Annotated in this window: 16 protein-coding genes; 9 read left to right on the plus strand and 7 right to left on the minus strand. The window is 69.2% G+C overall.

The window, feature by feature from the left end; genetic code table 11:
• Positions 1-250 precede the first annotated feature (250 nt).
• From E1218_RS27810 to E1218_RS27830, 5 genes are all read left to right on the plus strand, one after another.
• Entirely contained in the window at positions 251-1438 is a 1188-nt protein-coding gene (locus E1218_RS27810) for an ROK family transcriptional regulator (RefSeq protein ID WP_132325497.1), read from the plus strand.
• Between the two features lie 283 nt (positions 1439-1721).
• Positions 1722-2795: a substrate-binding domain-containing protein gene (locus E1218_RS27815; RefSeq protein ID WP_132325499.1), complete on the plus strand. Its 1074-nt coding sequence runs from the start codon at positions 1722-1724 to the stop codon at positions 2793-2795.
• An 85-nt stretch (positions 2796-2880) separates the two neighbouring features.
• Positions 2881-3696: an ATP-binding cassette domain-containing protein gene (locus tag E1218_RS27820; protein ID WP_202866224.1), complete on the plus strand. Its 816-nt coding sequence runs from the start codon at positions 2881-2883 to the stop codon at positions 3694-3696.
• The gene (locus E1218_RS27825; RefSeq protein ID WP_202866225.1) at positions 3693-4994 is read left to right on the plus strand and encodes a sugar ABC transporter permease; all 1302 of its coding nucleotides are present in this window, start codon (positions 3693-3695) and stop codon (positions 4992-4994) included. The genes E1218_RS27820 and E1218_RS27825 overlap by 4 nt, the downstream gene beginning before the upstream one ends.
• An 87-nt stretch (positions 4995-5081) precedes the next feature.
• A complete protein-coding gene (locus E1218_RS27830; protein ID WP_132325501.1) occupies positions 5082-6296 on the plus strand; it encodes a low temperature requirement protein A in 1215 nt (404 codons plus the stop codon).
• Positions 6297-6366: 70 nt separating this feature from the next.
• On the opposite strand, the gene E1218_RS27835 is transcribed toward E1218_RS27830, so the two are convergent.
• The 6 genes from E1218_RS27835 to gcvT all read right to left on the minus strand — a co-directional run bounded on the left by E1218_RS27835 (position 6367) and on the right by gcvT (position 14004).
• Positions 6367-7425 (minus strand): ABC transporter ATP-binding protein, encoded by a 1059-nt coding sequence (locus tag E1218_RS27835; RefSeq protein WP_132325503.1) that lies wholly within the window; start codon positions 7423-7425, stop codon positions 6367-6369.
• A 17-nt stretch (positions 7426-7442) separates the two neighbouring features.
• Positions 7443-8570: an ABC transporter ATP-binding protein gene (locus E1218_RS27840; protein ID WP_407657643.1), complete on the minus strand. Its 1128-nt coding sequence runs from the start codon at positions 8568-8570 to the stop codon at positions 7443-7445.
• A 32-nt stretch (positions 8571-8602) separates the two neighbouring features.
• Positions 8603-9595, minus strand: coding sequence for an ABC transporter permease (locus E1218_RS27845; RefSeq protein WP_132325507.1), 993 nt, complete (start codon positions 9593-9595; stop codon positions 8603-8605).
• A gap of 100 nt (positions 9596-9695) precedes the next feature.
• Positions 9696-11456, minus strand: coding sequence for an ABC transporter substrate-binding protein (locus E1218_RS27850; protein WP_132325509.1), 1761 nt, complete (start codon positions 11454-11456; stop codon positions 9696-9698).
• Between the two features lie 41 nt (positions 11457-11497).
• The gene (locus E1218_RS27855; protein WP_132325511.1) at positions 11498-12505 is read right to left on the minus strand and encodes an ABC transporter permease; all 1008 of its coding nucleotides are present in this window, start codon (positions 12503-12505) and stop codon (positions 11498-11500) included.
• A 392-nt stretch (positions 12506-12897) separates the two neighbouring features.
• A complete protein-coding gene (gene gcvT, locus E1218_RS27860) occupies positions 12898-14004 on the minus strand; it encodes a glycine cleavage system aminomethyltransferase GcvT (protein WP_132325513.1) in 1107 nt (368 codons plus the stop codon).
• Between the two features lie 98 nt (positions 14005-14102).
• Between gcvT and E1218_RS27865 the strand changes: the two genes are divergently transcribed.
• Positions 14103-15599 carry a leucyl aminopeptidase gene (locus E1218_RS27865; RefSeq protein ID WP_132325515.1) on the plus strand — a complete coding sequence of 499 codons (1497 nt, stop codon included), beginning with the start codon at positions 14103-14105 and terminating at the stop codon, positions 15597-15599.
• 2 nt (positions 15600-15601) lie between these two features.
• Positions 15602-16372: a nitrilase-related carbon-nitrogen hydrolase gene (locus E1218_RS27870; protein WP_132325517.1), complete on the plus strand. Its 771-nt coding sequence runs from the start codon at positions 15602-15604 to the stop codon at positions 16370-16372.
• Here E1218_RS27870 and E1218_RS27875 read toward each other — a convergent pair.
• A complete protein-coding gene (locus E1218_RS27875; RefSeq protein WP_132325519.1) occupies positions 16369-16686 on the minus strand; it encodes a hypothetical protein in 318 nt (105 codons plus the stop codon). The genes E1218_RS27870 and E1218_RS27875 overlap by 4 nt on opposite strands.
• A gap of 162 nt (positions 16687-16848) precedes the next feature.
• On the opposite strand from E1218_RS27875, the gene lpdA reads away from it, so the two are divergent.
• Both lpdA and E1218_RS27885 read left to right on the plus strand, forming a co-directional pair.
• Positions 16849-18231 carry a dihydrolipoyl dehydrogenase gene (gene lpdA, locus E1218_RS27880; RefSeq protein ID WP_132325521.1) on the plus strand — a complete coding sequence of 461 codons (1383 nt, stop codon included), beginning with the start codon at positions 16849-16851 and terminating at the stop codon, positions 18229-18231.
• 140 nt (positions 18232-18371) lie between these two features.
• Positions 18372-18503 (plus strand): biotin/lipoyl-containing protein (locus E1218_RS27885; protein WP_325052864.1); only part of this gene is annotated, 132 nt, incomplete at its 3' end.

Below are 18503 nucleotides of genomic sequence, written 5' to 3' on the forward strand. Positions count from 1 at the left end.
CGCCAATCCGGTGGGTCAGCCCATCGGGCTGTGGGTTGGCCAACGGGAATCCGGTGGGTCAACCCGCCTTCTGATGGGTCAACCCATCAGAAGGCGGCGGCGGGTCTTGAGCCGTCGCGGGAGGTCGGTGGATTACTGTCACCGGGGACGTTCGTATGGGCAGTCGTTGGCGAGGTCGGATGGCGATGTTCAGGGTTGATCTGCGGAGTTGTTGGGCGGCGGAGGCCTCGCGATCCGTTATGTTTATGTAATGAACGCAACCCGCCCCGCGCCTGGCTCGCAGGCTTCGCTGCGCGAAGCCAACCGCGAGCGCGTTCTGGGGGTGGTCCGGCAGCACGGCCCCCTGACCCAGGTCGAGATCGCCGCCGCGTCCGGCCTGTCCGCCGCCACCGTGTCGAACATGGTCCGCGAGCTCGGCCGGGCCGGCATGGTCGGCCTGTCCCGCAGCATCCGCAACGGCCGCCGCGCCGTGCTCGTCTCGCTGGCGTCCGGCGGCGGACTGCTCGCCGGGGTCGCGTTCGGCGAACGCGACGTCCGGGTCGCGATCGCCGACGAGTCGCGCGAGATCCTCGCCCAGCAACTGATGCCGCTGCAGGCCGACCATGTCGCCGACGACGGCATGGAGCGTGCCGCGCGGCTGCTCGCCGACCTGGCCGAGACCGTCAGTTCCGGCGTCGAGGACATCGCCGCGATCGGGTTCGGCCTGCCCGCGCCGGTCGACTCGGTCAGTGGCCAGGCCGGATCGGACGCCGTCCTCCCGGGCTGGCGCGGCGTCAACGTCGCCGAGGCGATGGCCGGTTACCTGCGCGCGCCGGTCGCCCTCGACAACACCGCGAACCTGGCCGCCCTCGGCGAGCTCCGCAACGGCGCCCTCCGCGGTGTCCGGCACGGCTGCTACCTGAAGTTCTCGTACGGCGTCGGCGCCGGGATCGTGCTGGACGGCGAGGTGTTCCGCGGCTCCGCCGGTACGGCGGGCGAGATCGGGCACGTCACCATCGACGAGAACGGGCCGATCTGCCGGTGCGGGAACCGGGGCTGCCTGGACACGTTCGTCGGGTCGCGCGCGTTGATCCAGAGCCTGGCCGCGTCGCACGGCCCGCTCCGGCTGAAGGACGTCATCCACCGCGCGGTGCAGGACGACCTCGGCTGCCGCCGGGTGATCGAGGACGCGGGCCGCCGGGTCGGTGTCGCGGTGGCCGGGCTGGTGAACCTGTTCAACCCCGAGGCGATCGTCGTCGGCGGCCTGATGGCCGAGGCGGGTGACCTGATCATGACCCCGCTTCGCGAGGCCCTCGACCGCTGCGCCATCCCCAGCGCGGCCGCCACCGTCGAGCTCCGCCGCGCCGAGCTCGGCGACGACGCCGACATCCAGGGCGCCATCCACCTGGCGTCCGTCCTCAGCCACTCCCAAGCCACCAAGGCGATCACCTCCGCCTGACCCCACCCGGCCGCAACCTCCCCCGGCCTGACCTCACCCGGCCTGACCTCACCCGGCCGCAACCTCGCTCGCCTGACAGCCACCCGGCAACAGCCTTCCCGGCCCGAGCATCCGCCGCGGCTCCGCGCCCAACTACCGGCGGCACCCTACGCTCACGCACAGGCAGCGTTTCCGGTTTGTGTCACGGATATGTCTATTTCTTGAATTCAAGTCTTGACGTCAAGCCTCCACACAGCTTGACTTCGGTCAGGCCTACTCGGGCCATCACGTCAAGGAGTCGCACATGTTCGTCTCTCCATCCCGTCTCGTCGGGCTCGGCCTGACCGCCTCGGCCCTCGCCCTGTCCCTGGTGGCCTGCGGCTCCGACGAACCCGCCGCCGGTGGGTCCGGCGGCGAGGCCAAGAAGATCGCCCTGCTGCTGCCCGAGTCGAAGACGACCCGCTACGAGGCGCTCGACCGGCCGCTGTTCACCGAGGCGCTCAAGGCGGCCTGTGCCAACTGCGAGCTGATCTACAGCAACGCCGACCAGGACGCGGCCAAGCAGCAACAGCAGGCCGAGGCCGCCCTCACCCAGGGGGCGAACGTACTCGTCCTCGACCCGGTCGACGGCAAGGCCGCGGCCGCCGTCGTCGCCGCCGCCAAGGGCCAGAGCGTCCCGGTAATCGCCTACGACCGGTTCATCGAGAACGCCGACTACTACGTCTCGTTCGAGAACGAGGCCGTCGGCAAGCTGCAGGCGCAGACCCTGGTGGACACCCTGAAGGCGGCCGGCAAGACCTCCGGCAACCTGGCCATGATCAACGGCTCGCCGACCGACCCGAACGCGGCCGACTTCAAGAAGGGCGCGCACAGCGTGCTCGACTCCAGCGGTTTCAAGATCGCCGCCGAGTTCGACACCCCGGACTGGAGCCCGGACAAGGCGCAGGCCTGGATGGAGGGTCAGCTCAGCGCGATCAAGAACGGCCTGGTCGGTGTGTACGCCGCCAACGACGGCACCGCCGGTGGTGCGATCGCGGCCCTCAAGGGTGGCGGCGTGACCCCGCTGCCGCCGGTCACCGGTCAGGACTCCGAGCTGGCCGCGATCCAGCGGATCGTCGCCGGCGACCAGGCGATGACCATCTACAAGGCGGTCAAGCCGCAGGCCGAGGCGGCCGCCAAGGGCGCGGTGGCGCTGGCGAACGGCGACAAGCCCGAGTCGACCACCGACAAGAACGGCGTACCGTCGACCATCCTCGACCCGGTCGCCGTCACGAAGGCCAACATCAAGGACACCGTGGTGAAGGACAACATCTACAAGGTGAGCGACATCTGCACCGCGTCGTTCGCCGCCGCCTGCGCCGCCGCCGGCCTCAGCTGACCCGCCCGCCGGCACTGCCCCCGCTGTGAGGAGCGGGGGCAGTGCCGGGATCATGGCCTGAACACAAGCCCAGGAGGCTGATCGAGTGACTGTCACCCCCACACCGGCCCCGGTCGGCACCAGTACGGTGCTGGCCCTGCGGGGCGTCTCCAAGCGCTTCGGCGCGGTCCAGGCTCTGAAGAACATCGAGCTGGACGTCCGGGCCGGTGAGGTCCTGGCCCTGGTCGGCGACAACGGCGCCGGTAAGTCGACGCTGGTGAAGACCATCGCCGGCGTCTACACCGCCGACGACGGCACGATGACGTTCGACGGCAAGGACGTGCGGGTCGGCAGTCCAGCCGAGGCGCAGCAACTCGGGATCGCCACGGTCTTCCAGGACCTGGCGCTGTGCGACAACCTCGACGTGGTCGCGAACCTGTACCTCGGCCGCGAGCTGCGCAAGGGCAAGGTGCTCGACGAGGTCGAGATGGAGCGCTCCTCCTGGGAGCTGCTCCGCCAGCTGTCGGCGAAGATCCCGTCGGTCCGGATCCCGGTGGCCAGCCTGTCCGGCGGCCAGCGGCAGACGGTCGCGATCGCCCGCTCGCTGCTCGGCCAGCCCAAGGTCGTGATGCTGGACGAGCCGACCGCGGCCCTCGGCGTGGCTCAGACGGCCGAGGTCCTCAACCTGGTGGAGCGCCTGCGCGAGCGCGGTCTCGCGGTCATCCTGATCAGCCACAACATGGCCGACGTGATGGCGGTCGCCGACCGGGTCGCCGTACTGCGTCTCGGCCGCAACAACGGCGTCTTCACGGTCAGCGAGACCAAGACGCAGGACATCATCGCCGCCATCACCGGCGCGACGGACAACGCGGTCTCCGAGCGCGCAGCGCGCCGGACCCGTGAGGAGGGGACCGCATCATGACGCTGCACGGATCCGAGACGCGGCCTCAGGACACCCCACGTCCGGCGGGGAACGGGAATGGCGCCGCCGCGGAACTGCCCGCCGACCTGCAGGACGAACGGCTGATCGCCAGCCACGGCATCGGCGGTGCCGTCTCGGCGTTCACCGCCCGGCTCCGCTCCGGCGACCTCGGCTCGGTGCCGGTCGTGGTCGGCCTGGTCATCATCTGGGCGGTCTTCCAGATCGCGAACAGCTCGTTCCTGTCCAGCCGCAACCTGGTCAACCTCACCCTGCAGACCACCTCGGTCGGGGTGATTGCCATCGGCATCGTCCTGGTCCTGCTGCTGGGCGAGATCGACCTGTCGGTCGGCTCGGTCAGCGGTCTGTCGGCCGCCGTTCTCGGCGTCACGTTCGTCAACCAGGACTGGCCGCTCGCGCTGTCGCTGCTGGCCGGGGTCGCGCTCGGCCTGGTGATCGGGTTGTTCTACGGGGCGCTCTACACGCGGTTCGGCGTACCGAGTTTCGTGATCACGCTGGCCGGTCTGCTCGGTTTCCTCGGTCTCCAGCTGCTGGTGCTCGGCAAGGAGGGTTCGCTGAACCTGCCCTTCGACTCCGCGCTCGTCGGGTTCGCCACCCGCAGCTTCCTCTCCCCCGCGCTGGCCTACGGGCTGGTCGCGGTGGTCGTGGCGGTGTACGTGCTGACCCGGCTGCGCGGCAGAGGCGCCCGCGTCGCGGCCGGGTTGTCGGCGGCACCGAACTCGGTCATCGCTGTCAAGGCCGGTGCACTCGCCGTTGTCCTGCTGGTCCCGGTGATCATCCTGAACGGCGACCGCGGCGTGTCGTCGATGTTCCTGCTGTTCCTCGGGCTCGTGGTCGCCACCGACTTCGCCATCCGCCGGACGCGCTGGGGACGCTCGGTGGTCGCGGTCGGCGGGAACGTGGAGGCCGCCCGGCGGGCCGGTATCAACGTGCGGATGATCTACCTGTCGGTGTTCGCGGCCTGCTCCACGTTCGCCGCCGTCGGCGGTTTGCTGGCCGCCGCCCGGCTGGTCGCGGTCAACCAGAGCAGCGGCGGTGCGGACACCAATCTGAACGCGATCGCCGCCGCCGTCATCGGTGGCACCAGCCTGTTCGGCGGCCGCGGCTCGGCGTACTCCGCACTGCTCGGAGCCCTGGTGATCATGTCGATCTCCAACGGCCTCGCCCTGCTCAGCCTGGACTCCAGCGTCCGCTACATGGTGACCGCCGGCGTTCTGCTGATCGCCGTCACCATCGACTCCCTGAGCCGCCGCAGCCGTCAGGCGCACGGCCGGGCGTAAAGCGCGGTGGGCTCTCAGCTGACCCTGACCAGGTGGGAGCCCACCGTTTCCACTTTCTCAGCCTGACCTGGTGGCAGGATGTGCCGCATGAGGTCGAGAAAGCCCATCAAGGCGGCACAAACCCACGAGGACCACTCGGTCACGACGCTCGAGCTGTTCTTCGACCTGGTCTTCGTGTTCGCCCTGACCCAGGTCACCGCGCTGATGGCGGACGAGCTCACCTGGCACGGGATCCTGCGCGGCGTGCTGCTGATCGGCCTGCTGTGGTGGAGCTGGATCGGCTTCTCCTGGCTGTGCAACCTGGTCAGGGCCGACGAAGGATCGGTACGGCACGTCATGCTGGCCGCGATGGGCGCGATGTTCCTGATCGCCCTCGCCATCCCGGAGGCGTTCCACGACCTCCCGGGCGGCCTGCCCGGCCCGGTGGTCATCGCCGGCGCGTACTTCGCCTTCCGCGCACTGCACCTGGTGCTGTTCTGGCTGATCGCCGCGGGTGACCGCCAGCTCCGCCGGACGCTGATCCGCTTCTCCGGGTCGATGCTCGGCGCCACCGCGCTGCTCCTGGTCGCCTCGCAGTACGACGGCCGGACGCAGACGCTGCTGTGGGCCGCCGCACTGGCGGTCGACTACGGCGGCACCTACCTGATCGACGCGCACGGCTGGCGGTTCCACTCCGCGGCGCACTTCGCCGAACGGCACGGACTCATCATCATCGTCGCGCTCGGCGAATCGATCGTTGCCATCGGCGTCGGCGTCACCGAACTGCCGATCTCCTGGCCGATCCTGGTCGCCTCCGTGCTCGGTCTGGGCGTCTCGTCCGCGATGTGGTGGATCTATTTCGACGCGACCGTGCACTACGGCGAACAGGCCCTGGCGTCCGCTCCACGGGAGACGCGGACCACGCTCGCCCGGGACGCGTACACGTTCCTGCACTTCCCGATGGTGGCCGGCATCATCCTGCTCGCCCTCGGTCTGAAGAAGGTGCTCGAGTACGTCGGCGACACCGAGCACCACCAGCTCGACGATCCGCTGAAGGGCATCGGGCTCTACGCGCTGTTCGCCGGCGCGATCCTGTATCTGCTCGGCCATGTCGGGTTCAAGTGGCGGACGATGCACCGGCTGAGCGTCAGCCGCCTGGTCACCGCCGGGCTGGCGGTGATCGCCGTACCGCTCGTGGTCAAGGTGCCGGCGCTCGGGCAGCTCGGCGTACTGGCGGTGCTGCTGGCCGGGCTGGTCGCCTTCGAGGCCGTGCGGTTCGCGCAGGAACGCGACGAACTGAAACACGGCGAACGCCACGCATGAAAAAACCCCCGCCGGGTGTGAACTGGTCCCCAGAAGTCAGTCAGTGTGGCGGGGGTTTCTCGGATCACCGTCAGGCAGAGGCCGCGGTCAGATCGATCTTCGGCTCGGCGAAGTGACAGGCGGCGGCGTGACCGGGCGTGGACTGCGGCTTGGGCTCGAGCGGTGGCTCGTGGGTGGCGCAGATGTCCTCGGCCTTCCAGCACCGGGTCCGGAACCGGCAACCGCTCGGCGGGTCGATCGGCGAGGGGACATCGCCGACCAGCCGGATCCGCTCCTTCGGGGGCACGCCCCGGATGGTGCCCAGGTCCGGCGCGGCGGACAGCAGTGCCTGCGTGTACGGGTGCTGCGGAGCGCCGTAGATCTGCTCCCGCGGGCCCTGCTCGACGATCTTGCCCAGGTACATCACCGCGACCTGGTCACAGAAGTGCCGGACCACGCCGAGGTCGTGGGCGATGAAGACGAACGCGATCCCGAGGTCGCGGCGCAGGTCCTCCAGCAGGTTCATCACCTGGGCCTGGATGGACACGTCCAGCGCGGACACCGGCTCGTCGGCGATGATCACCTCGGGCTCTACCGCGAGCGCCCGGGCGATGCCGATGCGCTGCCGCTGGCCGCCGGAGAACTCGTTCGGGTACCGGTTGTGGTGCTCGGGGTTCAGGCCGACCCGCTCGAGCAGTTCCTGGACCCGGTCGAGCTCCTTGCCCTTCTTCACCAGGTTGTGCACGCGCAGCGGCGTACTGATGATGTTGCTGACCGTCTGCCGCGGGTTCAGCGAGCTGTAGGGGTCCTGGAAGACGATCTGCAGCTCCCGGCGGAACGGGCGCAGGTCCCGCTCCTTCAGCTGCGCGATGTCGGTGCCCTTGAACAGGATCTGCCCCGCGGTCGGCGTCAGCAGCCGGGTGATCATCCGGCCGGTGGTCGACTTGCCGCAGCCGGACTCGCCGACCAGGCCGAGGCTCTCGCCGGCCTTCAGGCCGAAGCTGACCCCGTCGACGGCCTGGACCACCTTCTTGGTCCGGCCCAGCCCGGCCGCCTCCTTGATCGGGAAGTGCATCTTCAGGTCGCGGACCTGCAGCAGCGGCTCGTTCTGCGAGGCCGGCTCGTCGATCGGACGTACTGTCTGGCTCATCTCTCTCCTCAGTCCCGTCAGCCCAGTCTCGGCGCGACCTCGGCCTCGTAGATCGAGGCCTTGTCGTGCAGGTGACAGCGGGACGTGTGCGCACCGGCACCGTCGACCGGCAGCAGCTCCGGCAGGTCGGTGGTGCAGCGCTCGCCCTTGACCCGGTCCTTGTACGGGCAGCGAGGGTTGAAGGAACAGCCGGTGGGCAGGTTCAGCAGGCTCGGCGGCAGGCCCTTGATCGGGCGGAGCCGCTCGTTCGCGGCCGACACCGTCGGGATCGACTCGAGCAGACCCCACGTGTACGGCATCCGCGGCCGGGCCAGCACGTCCTCGGCCGTGCCGTACTCGACACAGCGGCCGGCGTACATCACCAGCACGTCGTCGGCCATCTCGGCGACCACACCCAGGTCGTGGGTGATCAGCACGATCGCGGAGCCGAACTCCTTCTGCAGGTTGTTCAGCAGGTCCAGGATCTGCGCCTGCACGGTGACGTCCAGCGCGGTCGTCGGCTCGTCGGCGATCACCAGCTTCGGGTCGTTCACCAGGCCCATCGCGATCATCGCGCGCTGCCGCATACCGCCGGAGAACTCGTGCGGGTACTGCGAGAACCGGCGCTGCGGGTTCGGGATGCCGACCAGGTCGAGCATCTCGAGGGCGCGCTTCTTGGCGACGTCCTTCGACACCTGGTGGTGCACCCGGTACGCCTCGACGATCTGGTTGCCGACCGTGTAGAGCGGGTGCAGCGAGGACTGCGGGTCCTGGAACACCATCGCCACCGCGTCGCCGCGGACCTTCATCAGTTCGTTCTCCGGCAGGCCGACGATCTCGTCGCCGCCGAGCCGGATCGACCCGGTGATCTTCGTCCGCTTCGGGTCGTGCAGACCCATCACGGCCATGCTGGACACCGACTTGCCGGAGCCGGACTCGCCGACGATCGCCAGCGTGCGGCCGAGCGGGACCGAGTAGCTCAGCCCGTTCACCGCGCTGACCAGCCCGTCGGCGGTCGGGAACTTGACGGTCAGGTCCTCGACCACGAGGTACGGCGTCTCGCCGCTGGGGTTGGCCGCACCCTGCCGGCGCTCGCGGGTGGCGACCGCCGGGCCTCGCTTGGCGTCGGCCGGCGTCTGCGCCTGGCCGGCTGCGCTCTCGACCATGGTGTCCTTCCGGTCTTCGGAGGCGGGATCGGTCACGAAAGCCTCACCCGCGGGTCGACCAGGCTGTATGCGATGTCGACGAGAAAGTTCATGGTGACAACGACGACCGAAGCGACCAGCACGGTGCCCATGATCACCGGCAGGTCGTAGCTGTTCAAGCTGTCCAGCACCAGGACACCGAGACCCGGCAGGTCGAAGATCCGCTCGGTGAAGATCGCGCCGGCGAGGCTGGCGGCCACGTCAAGACCGAAGATGGTGATCACCGGGATCAGACCGGCGCGAAGTGCATGCTTGTAGGTGACCTTCCGGTCCGACAGGCCCTTGGCCCGCGCGGTCCGGATGAAATCCTCGCTCAGAGTCTCGACCATGGAGCCACGGGAGTACCGAGCGTACGACGTGCAGAAGTAGATGCCGAGGACCAGCCACGGCGTTACCAGGCCGGCCGCCCATTTCCCGATGTTCTCCGACGGTGGGGTCCAGCCGCCGCGCGGCAGGATCGGGTAGAGGACGGTCAGGTAGAGCGAGATCATCAGCGCCACGATGTAGTACGGCACCGAGCTGATCACGAGGGTGCTGGACATCAGGACCCGGTCGCCCATGGTGCCGCGTCTCTTCGCCGCCAGCGACCCGACGAGGACGCCGATGGTGAGCACCAGGACCGCGTACCCGGCCACGAGGGAGACGGTCACCGGGATGCGCGACGTGAGCATCTCGGTAACGGGGCGGTCGTTCTTGAACGAGAAACCCAGGCAGGGCGCCCCGCAGTGCCGGGTGACCCCGGACGTCGTGAAGTCGCGGCCGGCGAAGATCCCCGCGGTGTACTCCGCGAACTGCTGCACCTTCGGCTTGTCCAGGTGCAGGTTCTGCTTGATCTCGTTGTAGCGCTGCTGGGTGCAGTTGCGCTCACCGCAGATCGCACCGGCCGGGTCGGTCGGGGCGATGAAGAAGAGCGCGAAGGTCGCGATCAGCGTGACCAGCACGACACTGAGCGCGCTGATCAGCCGGCGCGCCACGAAATAGATCACGGGGGTTGGTCTCCTCACCGATCGGAGTGGTGCCCGAGGGTTCCCCGGGCACCACTCCACCGTTCAGATCAGTACTGCGTCCTCGGTTGCGAGGAGCCGATCAGGGCTGCTTCAGGTACATCGACGTGAACTCGGGCAGGCCCTGGGTCATGTCGTTGATGGCGTGACCGATGTTCTTGCCCACCGGCGAGTTGGTCGCGCTGTAGTACAGCGGCAGAGCCGGGAGGTGCTTCTCCAGGATCTCCTTGTCGATCTTCGACCACTCCTTCAGCTGCGCGTTCGGGTCCATCGCCGCGATCTTGTCGATCTGGGCGTCCAGCTCCTTGTCCTGCAGCTGACCGATGCTGTTGCCCAGGGCAATCGCGTCGGACTTGAACAGCACCGGCATCCAGCTGGTCGCGCTCGGCCAGTCGGAGCACCAGCCGGTCGGGGTCTTGCCGATGTTGACCGGGGCGTCCTGGTCACCGGTGAAGGTACGGATCTTGGCCTTCGGGACACCGATCGCCTTGACCTTGAACCCGGCCTTCTCGTAGACCTGCTTGCGCAGCTGGGTCGTCTGGGTCGAGATCTTGTCGTCGATCGAGTAGTACCAGCTGAGCTCGAAGTTGGCCTTGCCGAGCTTGGCCAGCTCCGCCTTGATCTCGGCGGCGACGGCGTCGTCCTCGGCGCCCTTGCCGGTGCCGGTCAGGCCCGGGATCTCGTACTTCTCGAAGCCCGGGACGGCCGGCGGCAGGATCGTCGACGCCGGCGGGGCGTCGTTCGGGTTCAGGCCGGCGACCTTGCGCCACGAGTCGTACGGGTGCGCCTTGGCGATCAGCTTGCGAACATCGAGCGGGATCTTCCGGGTGTCCATCGGGTAGGTGATGGTGCACGGACCCGGACCCTTGACGAGCTGGCTCTGGTCCTTGACCTCAGGCAACAGCGAGACGTCCAGGTTGCTGTAGTTCAGGGCGTTCGCGTCCGGGCCGGAGCTGGCCAGCACCTGGCGCTGCGCCTTGATGGTGTCCTGGGCGAACTTGAAGTCCCAGCCGTCGACGTACTGGTGCCGCACCGGGTCGGTGTTCGGGTCCCAGTTCGGGTTCTTCGACAGCTTGAGCTGCGTACCCGGGGTGTACGAGTCGACCTTGTACGGGCCGGTCGTCATCGGGCGCTGCTCGTAGTTCTTCTGGGTGTCCTTGGCCTGCGGGATCGGCGTGAACATCGGGAACGCCGCGTAGAAGGGCAGGTCGTCGAACTTCTTCGCCAGGTGGATGACGAGCGTGCTCTCGTCCGGCGTCTCGACACCGGCGTAGTTGGCGCCGTTCGGGCCGTACGGGCCCTTGTACTTGTCGCCGTCCTTGAAGAACTGCAGCTGGTACGTCGGTCCGGCGTCGTACAGGTCGTGCGCGAAGGAGCGCTTGATCGCGTACGCGTAGTCGGCGGCCTTGACCGGCGTGCCGTCGGCGTACTTGATGCCCTGCTTCAGCTTGAACGTCCAGGTCAGGCCGTCGGCCGACTTGGTGCCCAGGTCCTCGGCGAGGTCCGGGACGAGCGTCGGCTTGCCGGTCTCCTCGTCCAGCCGGTACTGCGTCAGCGCCCGGTAGATCAGCTTCCCGATCTGGTTGCCGTCGGTGTAGTAGATGTTCGTCGGGTCGAAGGTGTCCGGGGTGACGTCGGACAGCACGGTGATCGTGCCACCCTTCTTCGCCCCCTCGACCTCCTTGGCCGGCCCCTTGGCAGTCGGGTCAGTGGCCTTCTCCTGGGCGGTCTCGTTGCCGGTGTTGCCACCACCGCCGGAGCCATTGTTCGACGACGGGCTGCCACATGCCACGGCGGCCAGCATGACCGTCGCCGCGACTGCGGTGATCCGTTTCCACTGCATGGTCGTGTTTCTCCTTTTCTGCCGCTGGGGCAATCGCCGCACTACCGGCGAGTCTTGGGGTCGAAGGCGTCGCGGACCGCGTCGCCGAGGAGGGCCAGTGCGAGCACCAGCAGGGTGATCCCGATCACCGGCAGCCACAGGAACAAGGGGTAGGCCTTGAACCAGTTCGTGGCCACGGCGATCGTCTGGCCCCAGGACGGGATCGGCTCAACCAGACCGACACCGAGGAAGGACAGACCGGCCTCCGCCGTCACGTACGCCGGCAGCGACAGCGAGGCCGAGATCACGATCGGGGCCACCAGGTTGGGCAGCAGTTCCTTGAACAGGACCTGCCGGGTGGGTACGCCGATCGCTTTGGCGGCCAGGACGAACTCACGCTCGCGCAGCGAGAGCACCTCGCCGCGGATGATGCGCGCCAGTCCGGCCCAGCCGAAGAACGAGAGCACGAAGATCAGCACGTAGAACCGGGTCGACGCCTGTTCCTCCGGCGAGAGGTTGAACGAACCGCCGCGCCAGGACTCGACGATCGGGACCATCGCGATCGCGAACAGCAGGTACGGCAGGCTGAGGACGAAGTCGATGACCCAGGAGATCACCCGGTCGACCCACCCGCCGAGGAAGCCGGCCAGCAGGCCCATCGTGACACCGACGACGGTGCCGAACAGGGTCGCGGTGAAGGCGACGATCAGCGACGGGCGGGCGCCGTACACCCAGCGGGCGAAGTTGTCCCGGCCGGTCTTCGGCTCGACGCCGAACCAGTGCGCCGCGGTCGGCCCCTGCAGCGGGAAGCCGAACTCGTCGACCAGGTCGGTGTGGAAGGCGCTGTAGTCCTGGCCCTCCAGCTTGGCCAGCAGCGGCGCGAACACGGCGACCAGGATGAACAGCACAACGATGACGGCGCAGGTGACCGCGACCTTGTCCTTGCGGAGCCGGTCCATCGCGATCCGGGTCGGGGACTTCCCATGCGCCACCGAGGCGGCCCGCGCCGGTTCCGCCGACGCCGGGTGTTCCTCGACACCGACGGTGGTGTCCGGGGGACCAATTGTCATGCGCGCTCCGTCAGCTCTGTCAGCCGGATTCGGTTCGAGTCGTCCGGCAGCAATCGGGTAGATCGTGCCGAACCTTCGCTGTGTGGACGGCGTGCGTCAAATCCCCTTGACACCGCGATCCCCGACAGCCGCGCGCTAGCCTGCCCGACGCCGTGACACCAAACCAGCGGTGCCAGGCAGTGGTGCACAAATCGTTACCGGAACGGGTACCGCGCCGGAACAATTGTCCCAAATCGTCACTCTACGCGTTCAATCCTGCGCAAAACGCGTCGGCACAGTACCGACAGTGGCCAATTTGTGCCACCTTATGACGGAGAGTAAACGCGGATAGCTACCCGTGACCATTACACTCCGTAGCGCATTCAGGGAATCCGGGGTGCCGAATTGCACCCTCAGGTCTCGCGGACGTGCACGGTGACGAACGGCGGCTTGACCACGTCGAAGGTCTCCTGGCGGCCGCGGATGTCGACGGTCACCTGGTCGCCCTCCTTGATCGTGGCGTCCAGCAGGGCCAGCGCGATGCCCTTCCTCAGCGTCGGCGAGAAGGTGCCCGAGGTGACCTCGCCGAGCGCCGTGCCGGACGGGTCGAGCACCGTCATGTGCGGACGCGGGATGCCACGGCCGGCCGCCAGCAGACCGCGCAGGATCCGGGCGGGCCCGCGCTCCTTCTCCGCCCGCAGCGCCTCGTCACCCCAGAAGCGCTCCTTCTTCCAGCCGACCGCCCAGCCGGACCGCGCCTGCACCGGCGTGATGTCCGGGGAGATGTCCTGGCCGTGCAGCGGGTAGCCCATCTCCGTCCGCAGGGTGTCCCGGGCACCCAGCCCGGCCGGCACGATCCCGTACTGCGCGCCGGCGTCGAGCAACGCGTCGAACACCGCCACCGCGGCCGCGTTCGGTACGACGAGCTCGTACCCGCGCTCGCCGGTGTAACCGGTCCGGCAGACGACGACCGGCGTACCGGCGAACTCGGCGGTGGCGAAGGACATGTAGTCGTGCCCGGTCGGCAGCCCGATCGCGGTCAGGACCTCGTCGCTGTTGGTGCCCTGGACCGCGAGGATCGCGTAGTCGTCGTGGGTGTTGGTCACCACCACGCCGTCCGGCGCGTCCGCCTGCAGCAGCCGGACCACCAGGGCGGTGTTGGCGGCGTTCGGGATCAGGAACACGTCGTCGTCGGCGTGCAGGTAGGCGATCAGGTCGTCGACCACTCCCCCGCGTTCGTTGCAGCACAACGTGTACTGCGCCTGGCCGGGGGCGATCTTGCCCAGGTCGTTGGTCAGGCAGGAGTTCACGTACGCCGCCGCGCCCGGGCCCTTCACCATCGCCTTGCCCAGGTGACTGACGTCGAAGACGCCGACGGACGTGCGTACCGCGGTGTGCTCGGCGACGACACCGGAGTACTCCAGCGGCATCTCCCACCCACCGAACTCGGCGAACTTCGCGCCGAGGGCGACATGGCGCTCGTGGAGCGGGGACTTCTTCAGAACAGGCGACTCGGTCATGGAGCGGAACTTACCCGAACGCGTAGCATGCGGAGGCAGCATTCACGTACCGTCACGGCCGGCCGTCTGCCCGCCGGTCAAGGAGGACTGAGATTTCCGTGAGCACCATCACCCTGAGCAAGTCCGATGCGGCCGGTGTCCGGACCGACGCCGTGGTCATCGGCGTGGTCAAGGTCGGCGGCGGTGTCGCCCTGCCGGCCGGCACCGAGTCGCTGAACGCCGCGTACGGCGGGAAGCTGGTGGAGGTGCTGTCGGGTCTCGGCGCCACCGGCAAGACCGGTGAGGCCACCTTGGTACCCGGCCCGAAGCCCGGCAAGTCGGCCACCCTGATCGCGGTCGGTCTCGGCGAGGCGCCCGACGGTGCGCTGAAGACCGACGACCTGCGGACCGCGGCCGGCACCGGCGTCCGCGCCGCCAAGACCACCCAGTCGGTCGCGCTCGCGCTGCCGACGCCCGACGCCGACTGCGTCCGGGCGGTCGCCGAGGGCGCGCTGCTCGGCCGGTACTCGTTCACGGCGTACAAGTCCTCCGACGCGTCCGCCGAGGAGCCGGGCAACTTGACCGTGCTCACCGACCTGTCCCGGACCAAGGAGGCCAAGGCCGCCCTCGAGCGCGCCGAGGTGACCGCTGAGGCGGTCCGCCAGGTGCGCGACTGGGTGAACACCCCGCCGTCGGACCTGAACCCGGCCGACTTCGCCGCGCAGGCGCTCAAGCTCGGCAAGGAGTACGGCGTCAAGGTCGAGGTGATGGACGAGAAGGCCCTGGCCAAGGGCGGGTACGGCGGCATCCTCGGCGTCGGCCAGGGATCGGCCAACCCGCCGCGGCTGATCCGGATCAGCTACGCGCCGAAGAAGCCGGTCACCCACCTCGCCTTCGTCGGCAAGGGCATCACCTTCGACTCCGGCGGCCTGTCGCTGAAGACGGCCACCGGGATGGTCAGCATGAAGGCCGACATGGCCGGTGCCGCCGCGGTGATCGGCGCGACCGTCGCGATCGCCCGGCTCGGCCTGCCCGTCCAGGTGACGACGTACGCCGCGATGGCCGAGAACATGCCGTCCGGGTCGGCGGCCCGGCCGTCCGACGTGCTGACGATGTACGGCGGCAAGACCGTCGAGGTGCTGAACACCGACGCCGAGGGCCGGCTCGTCCTCGGTGACGCCCTGGTCCGCGCGTCCGAGGACCAGCCGGACCTGATCGTCGACGTGGCTACCCTGACCGGCGCCTGCGTCGTTGCCCTAGGCACCAAGGTGGCCGGCGCGTTCGCGAACACCGACAGCGCCCGGGACCGGGTGGTGGACGCCGCGGTCGCGGCCGGCGAGGCGATGTGGCCGCTGCCGATCCCGGCCGAGATGCTGGACAAGCTGCGCTCGCACTCGAAGGTCGCCGACCTGGCCAACATCACCGGCGAGCCGTGGGGTGGCGCGCTGGCCGCGGCCGCGTTCCTCGGCGACTTCGTTGCCGAGGGGATCGACTGGGTCCACCTCGACGTGGCCGGCCCGGCCTTCAACGACGGCGGCGCGTCCGGCTACACCCCCACCGGCGGGACCGGGTACGCCGTCCGGACGCTGGTCGAGCTGGCCGCCTCCGCGAGCTGAGCATGACGCTGCTCCGAGTCGCCGCCGCCCAGGTCACGGCCGGCCCGAACCCGGACGCCAACCTGGCCACGGCCACCGCGGCGGTCCGGCGGGCCGCCGCGGACGAGGCCTCGCTGGTCGTCCTGCCCGAGGCCGTGCTGGCCAGTTTCGGCACCGACCTGCGGGCGGTCGCCGAGCCGCTCGACGGCCCGTTCGCGACCGGTCTGCGCAACGTCGCCGCCGAGCTCGGGGTGGTCGTCGTGGCCGGCGTGTTCGAGCCGTCCGGCGACGGGCGGGTGCACAACACCTTGCTGGTCACGGGTCCGGGCGTGGAGACGTCGTACCGGAAGGTCCACCTGTACGACGCCTTCGGCTCGCGCGAGTCGGACACGGTTGCACCGGGCAAGGAGCTGGTGACTTTCTCGTTCCAGGACGTGACCATCGGGCTTGCGACCTGTTACGACCTTCGGTTCGCGGACCAGTTCACCGCGCTCGGCCGGCTCGGCGCGGAGCTGGTCGTCGTACCGGCGTCGTGGGGTGCGGGGCCCGGCAAGGAAGAGCAGTGGGATCTGCTGACGCGAGCGCGCGCCGCGGACGCGCAGGCGTGGCTGCTGGCGTGCGACCAGGCATACGTGCCGCCGGCCGGCACCGATCCGCTGGGTGTCGGCCGGAGCAGCCTGACCACTCCCCTCGGCCAGACGTCCGCGCGGCTGGGCGCCGTGGCCGACGTACTGCACGGCGTCGTGGACACCGACGTGGTCGCGGCGGTCCGGAAACGCGTGCCGATCCTCTAGGAGAGGCCGTTCTTCTTCATCCGGGCGTTGTACTCACGCATGCGGGGCGGGTAGCCGACGACGGCGGCGTCGTACGACGGGATGCCCAGCTTGTTGGCGAAGTTGTGCGCCCACTCGACCGACGGGACCCGGCGCCGGGTCCACTCGCCGTCGATGGCGACCAGCAGCAGCGTGTACTCCGTCACCGCCGTGCGCGGCTCGACGAAGCCCTCGACGCCCTGGCGGGTTTCGGCGAACTCCCGTAGGTGGGCCTGGTCGGGGTTGTCCGACCGGCGCATCGTGCCGGGCTTCTGCCGGCGACCGAACCACTTCATGGGGCAAGTGTCTCCTATTCCACCAACTCCCCGCACGAAATCTCCGGTAACGGTTCCGGGTGGCCCGGAGATGGCGTCCGGAGGGAACGGTGAAAAGATGACGCCGGGCCGGAACCGCGAACCGGGGCCGCCCGCCGACGCTCCAGACCCACGGAGGAACCTGTGACTGACAGTGGTACGACGTACGACCTGGTGATTCTCGGCGGCGGGAGCGGTGGCTACGCGGCCGCGCTGCGGGCCGCAACGCTCGGGATGTCCGTGGCGCTGGTGGAGAAGGACAAGGTCGGTGGGACCTGTCTGCACCGCGGGTGCATCCCGACCAAGGCGCTGCTGCACGCCGCGGAGGTGGCCGACTCGGCCCGCGAGGGCGAGCAGTTCGGCGTCCGGACCACGCTCGAGGGCGTGGACATGGGCGGGGTGAACAAGTACAAGGACGGCGTCGTCGACCGGCTCTTCAAGGGTCTGCAGGGCCAGCTCAAGGCCCGCGGCATCACGGTCGTCGAGGGCGAGGGCCGGCTCACGTCGGCGACCACGGTCGAGGTCGGCGCTACGACGTACACCGGGCGCAACGTGGTGCTTGCCTCCGGCTCGTACTCGCGATCACTGCCCGGGCTCGAGCTCGACGGGCACCGGGTGATCGCGTCCGAGCACGCGCTGACGATAGACCGGGTGCCGGAGTCCGCCGTGGTGCTGGGTGGCGGCGTGATCGGCGTCGAGTTCGCCTCCGCCTGGACGTCGTTCGGCACCAAGGTCACCATCGTCGAAGCCCTCCCCCGGCTGGTGCCGGCCGAGGACGCCGACTGCTCCAAGACCCTCGAACGCGCGTTCCGGAAGCGGAAGATCGCCTTCAGGACCGGCACGCCGTTCGAGTCGGTCGAGGTGGTCGAGAACGGCGTTCGCGTGTCCCTCGCCGGTGGTGAGGTGATCGAGGCCGAGGTACTGCTGGTCGCCGTCGGTCGCGGGCCCAACACGTCCGGTCTGGGGTACGAGGAGGTCGGCGTCGCGCTCGACCGCGGCTTCGTCACCGTCGACCCCGACACCCTGCAGACCAGCGTGCCCGGGGTTTACGCGGTCGGGGACATCGTGCCTGGGCTGCAGCTCGCGCACCGCGGCTTCCAGCAGGGCATCTTCGTCGCCGAGCACATCGCCGGGCTGGCGCCGACCCCCATCGACGAGGCCGGCATCCCGCGCGTCACCTACTCCGAGCCCGAGGTCGCCTCCGTCGGCCTGACCGAGGAGCAGGCCCGGGACAGGTACGGCGACGTCGACATCCTCGACTACAACCTCGGCGGCAACGGCAAGAGCCAGATCCTCAAGACCGCCGGGTTCGTCAAGCTGGTCCGGGCCAAGGACGGCGCCGTCGTCGGCCTGCACATGGTCGGCTCCCGCGTCGGTGAGCTCATCGGCGAGGCCCAGCTGATCTACAACTGGGAGGCCTACCCGGCCGACGTCGCCCCGCTCGTGCACGCCCACCCGACCCAGAACGAGGCCCTCGGCGAAGCTCACCTGGCGCTCGCCGGCAAGCCCCTGCACTTCCACGACTGAGATACTCGGGCGGGCCGCTGGCCGGCCCGAGTAGGTTTGAGGCTGTCGGGGCGTGCGTGTCCGCTGTGACCCGGATCCCGCCCGCGCCGGCGGCACCGTAGGCTGACCTCGACCGAACAGACGAAGGAGCAACGACCGTCATGCCGACCTCTGTATCCCTGCCGGCCCTCGGGGAGAGCGTCACCGAAGGAACCGTCACCCGCTGGCTCAAGCAGGTCGGCGACACGGTGGCCGTTGACGAACCCCTGCTGGAGGTCTCGACCGACAAGGTC

The organism is Kribbella turkmenica, from assembly GCF_004348725.1.
GTDB classification, from domain to species: Bacteria; Actinomycetota; Actinomycetes; order Propionibacteriales; family Kribbellaceae; genus Kribbella; species Kribbella turkmenica.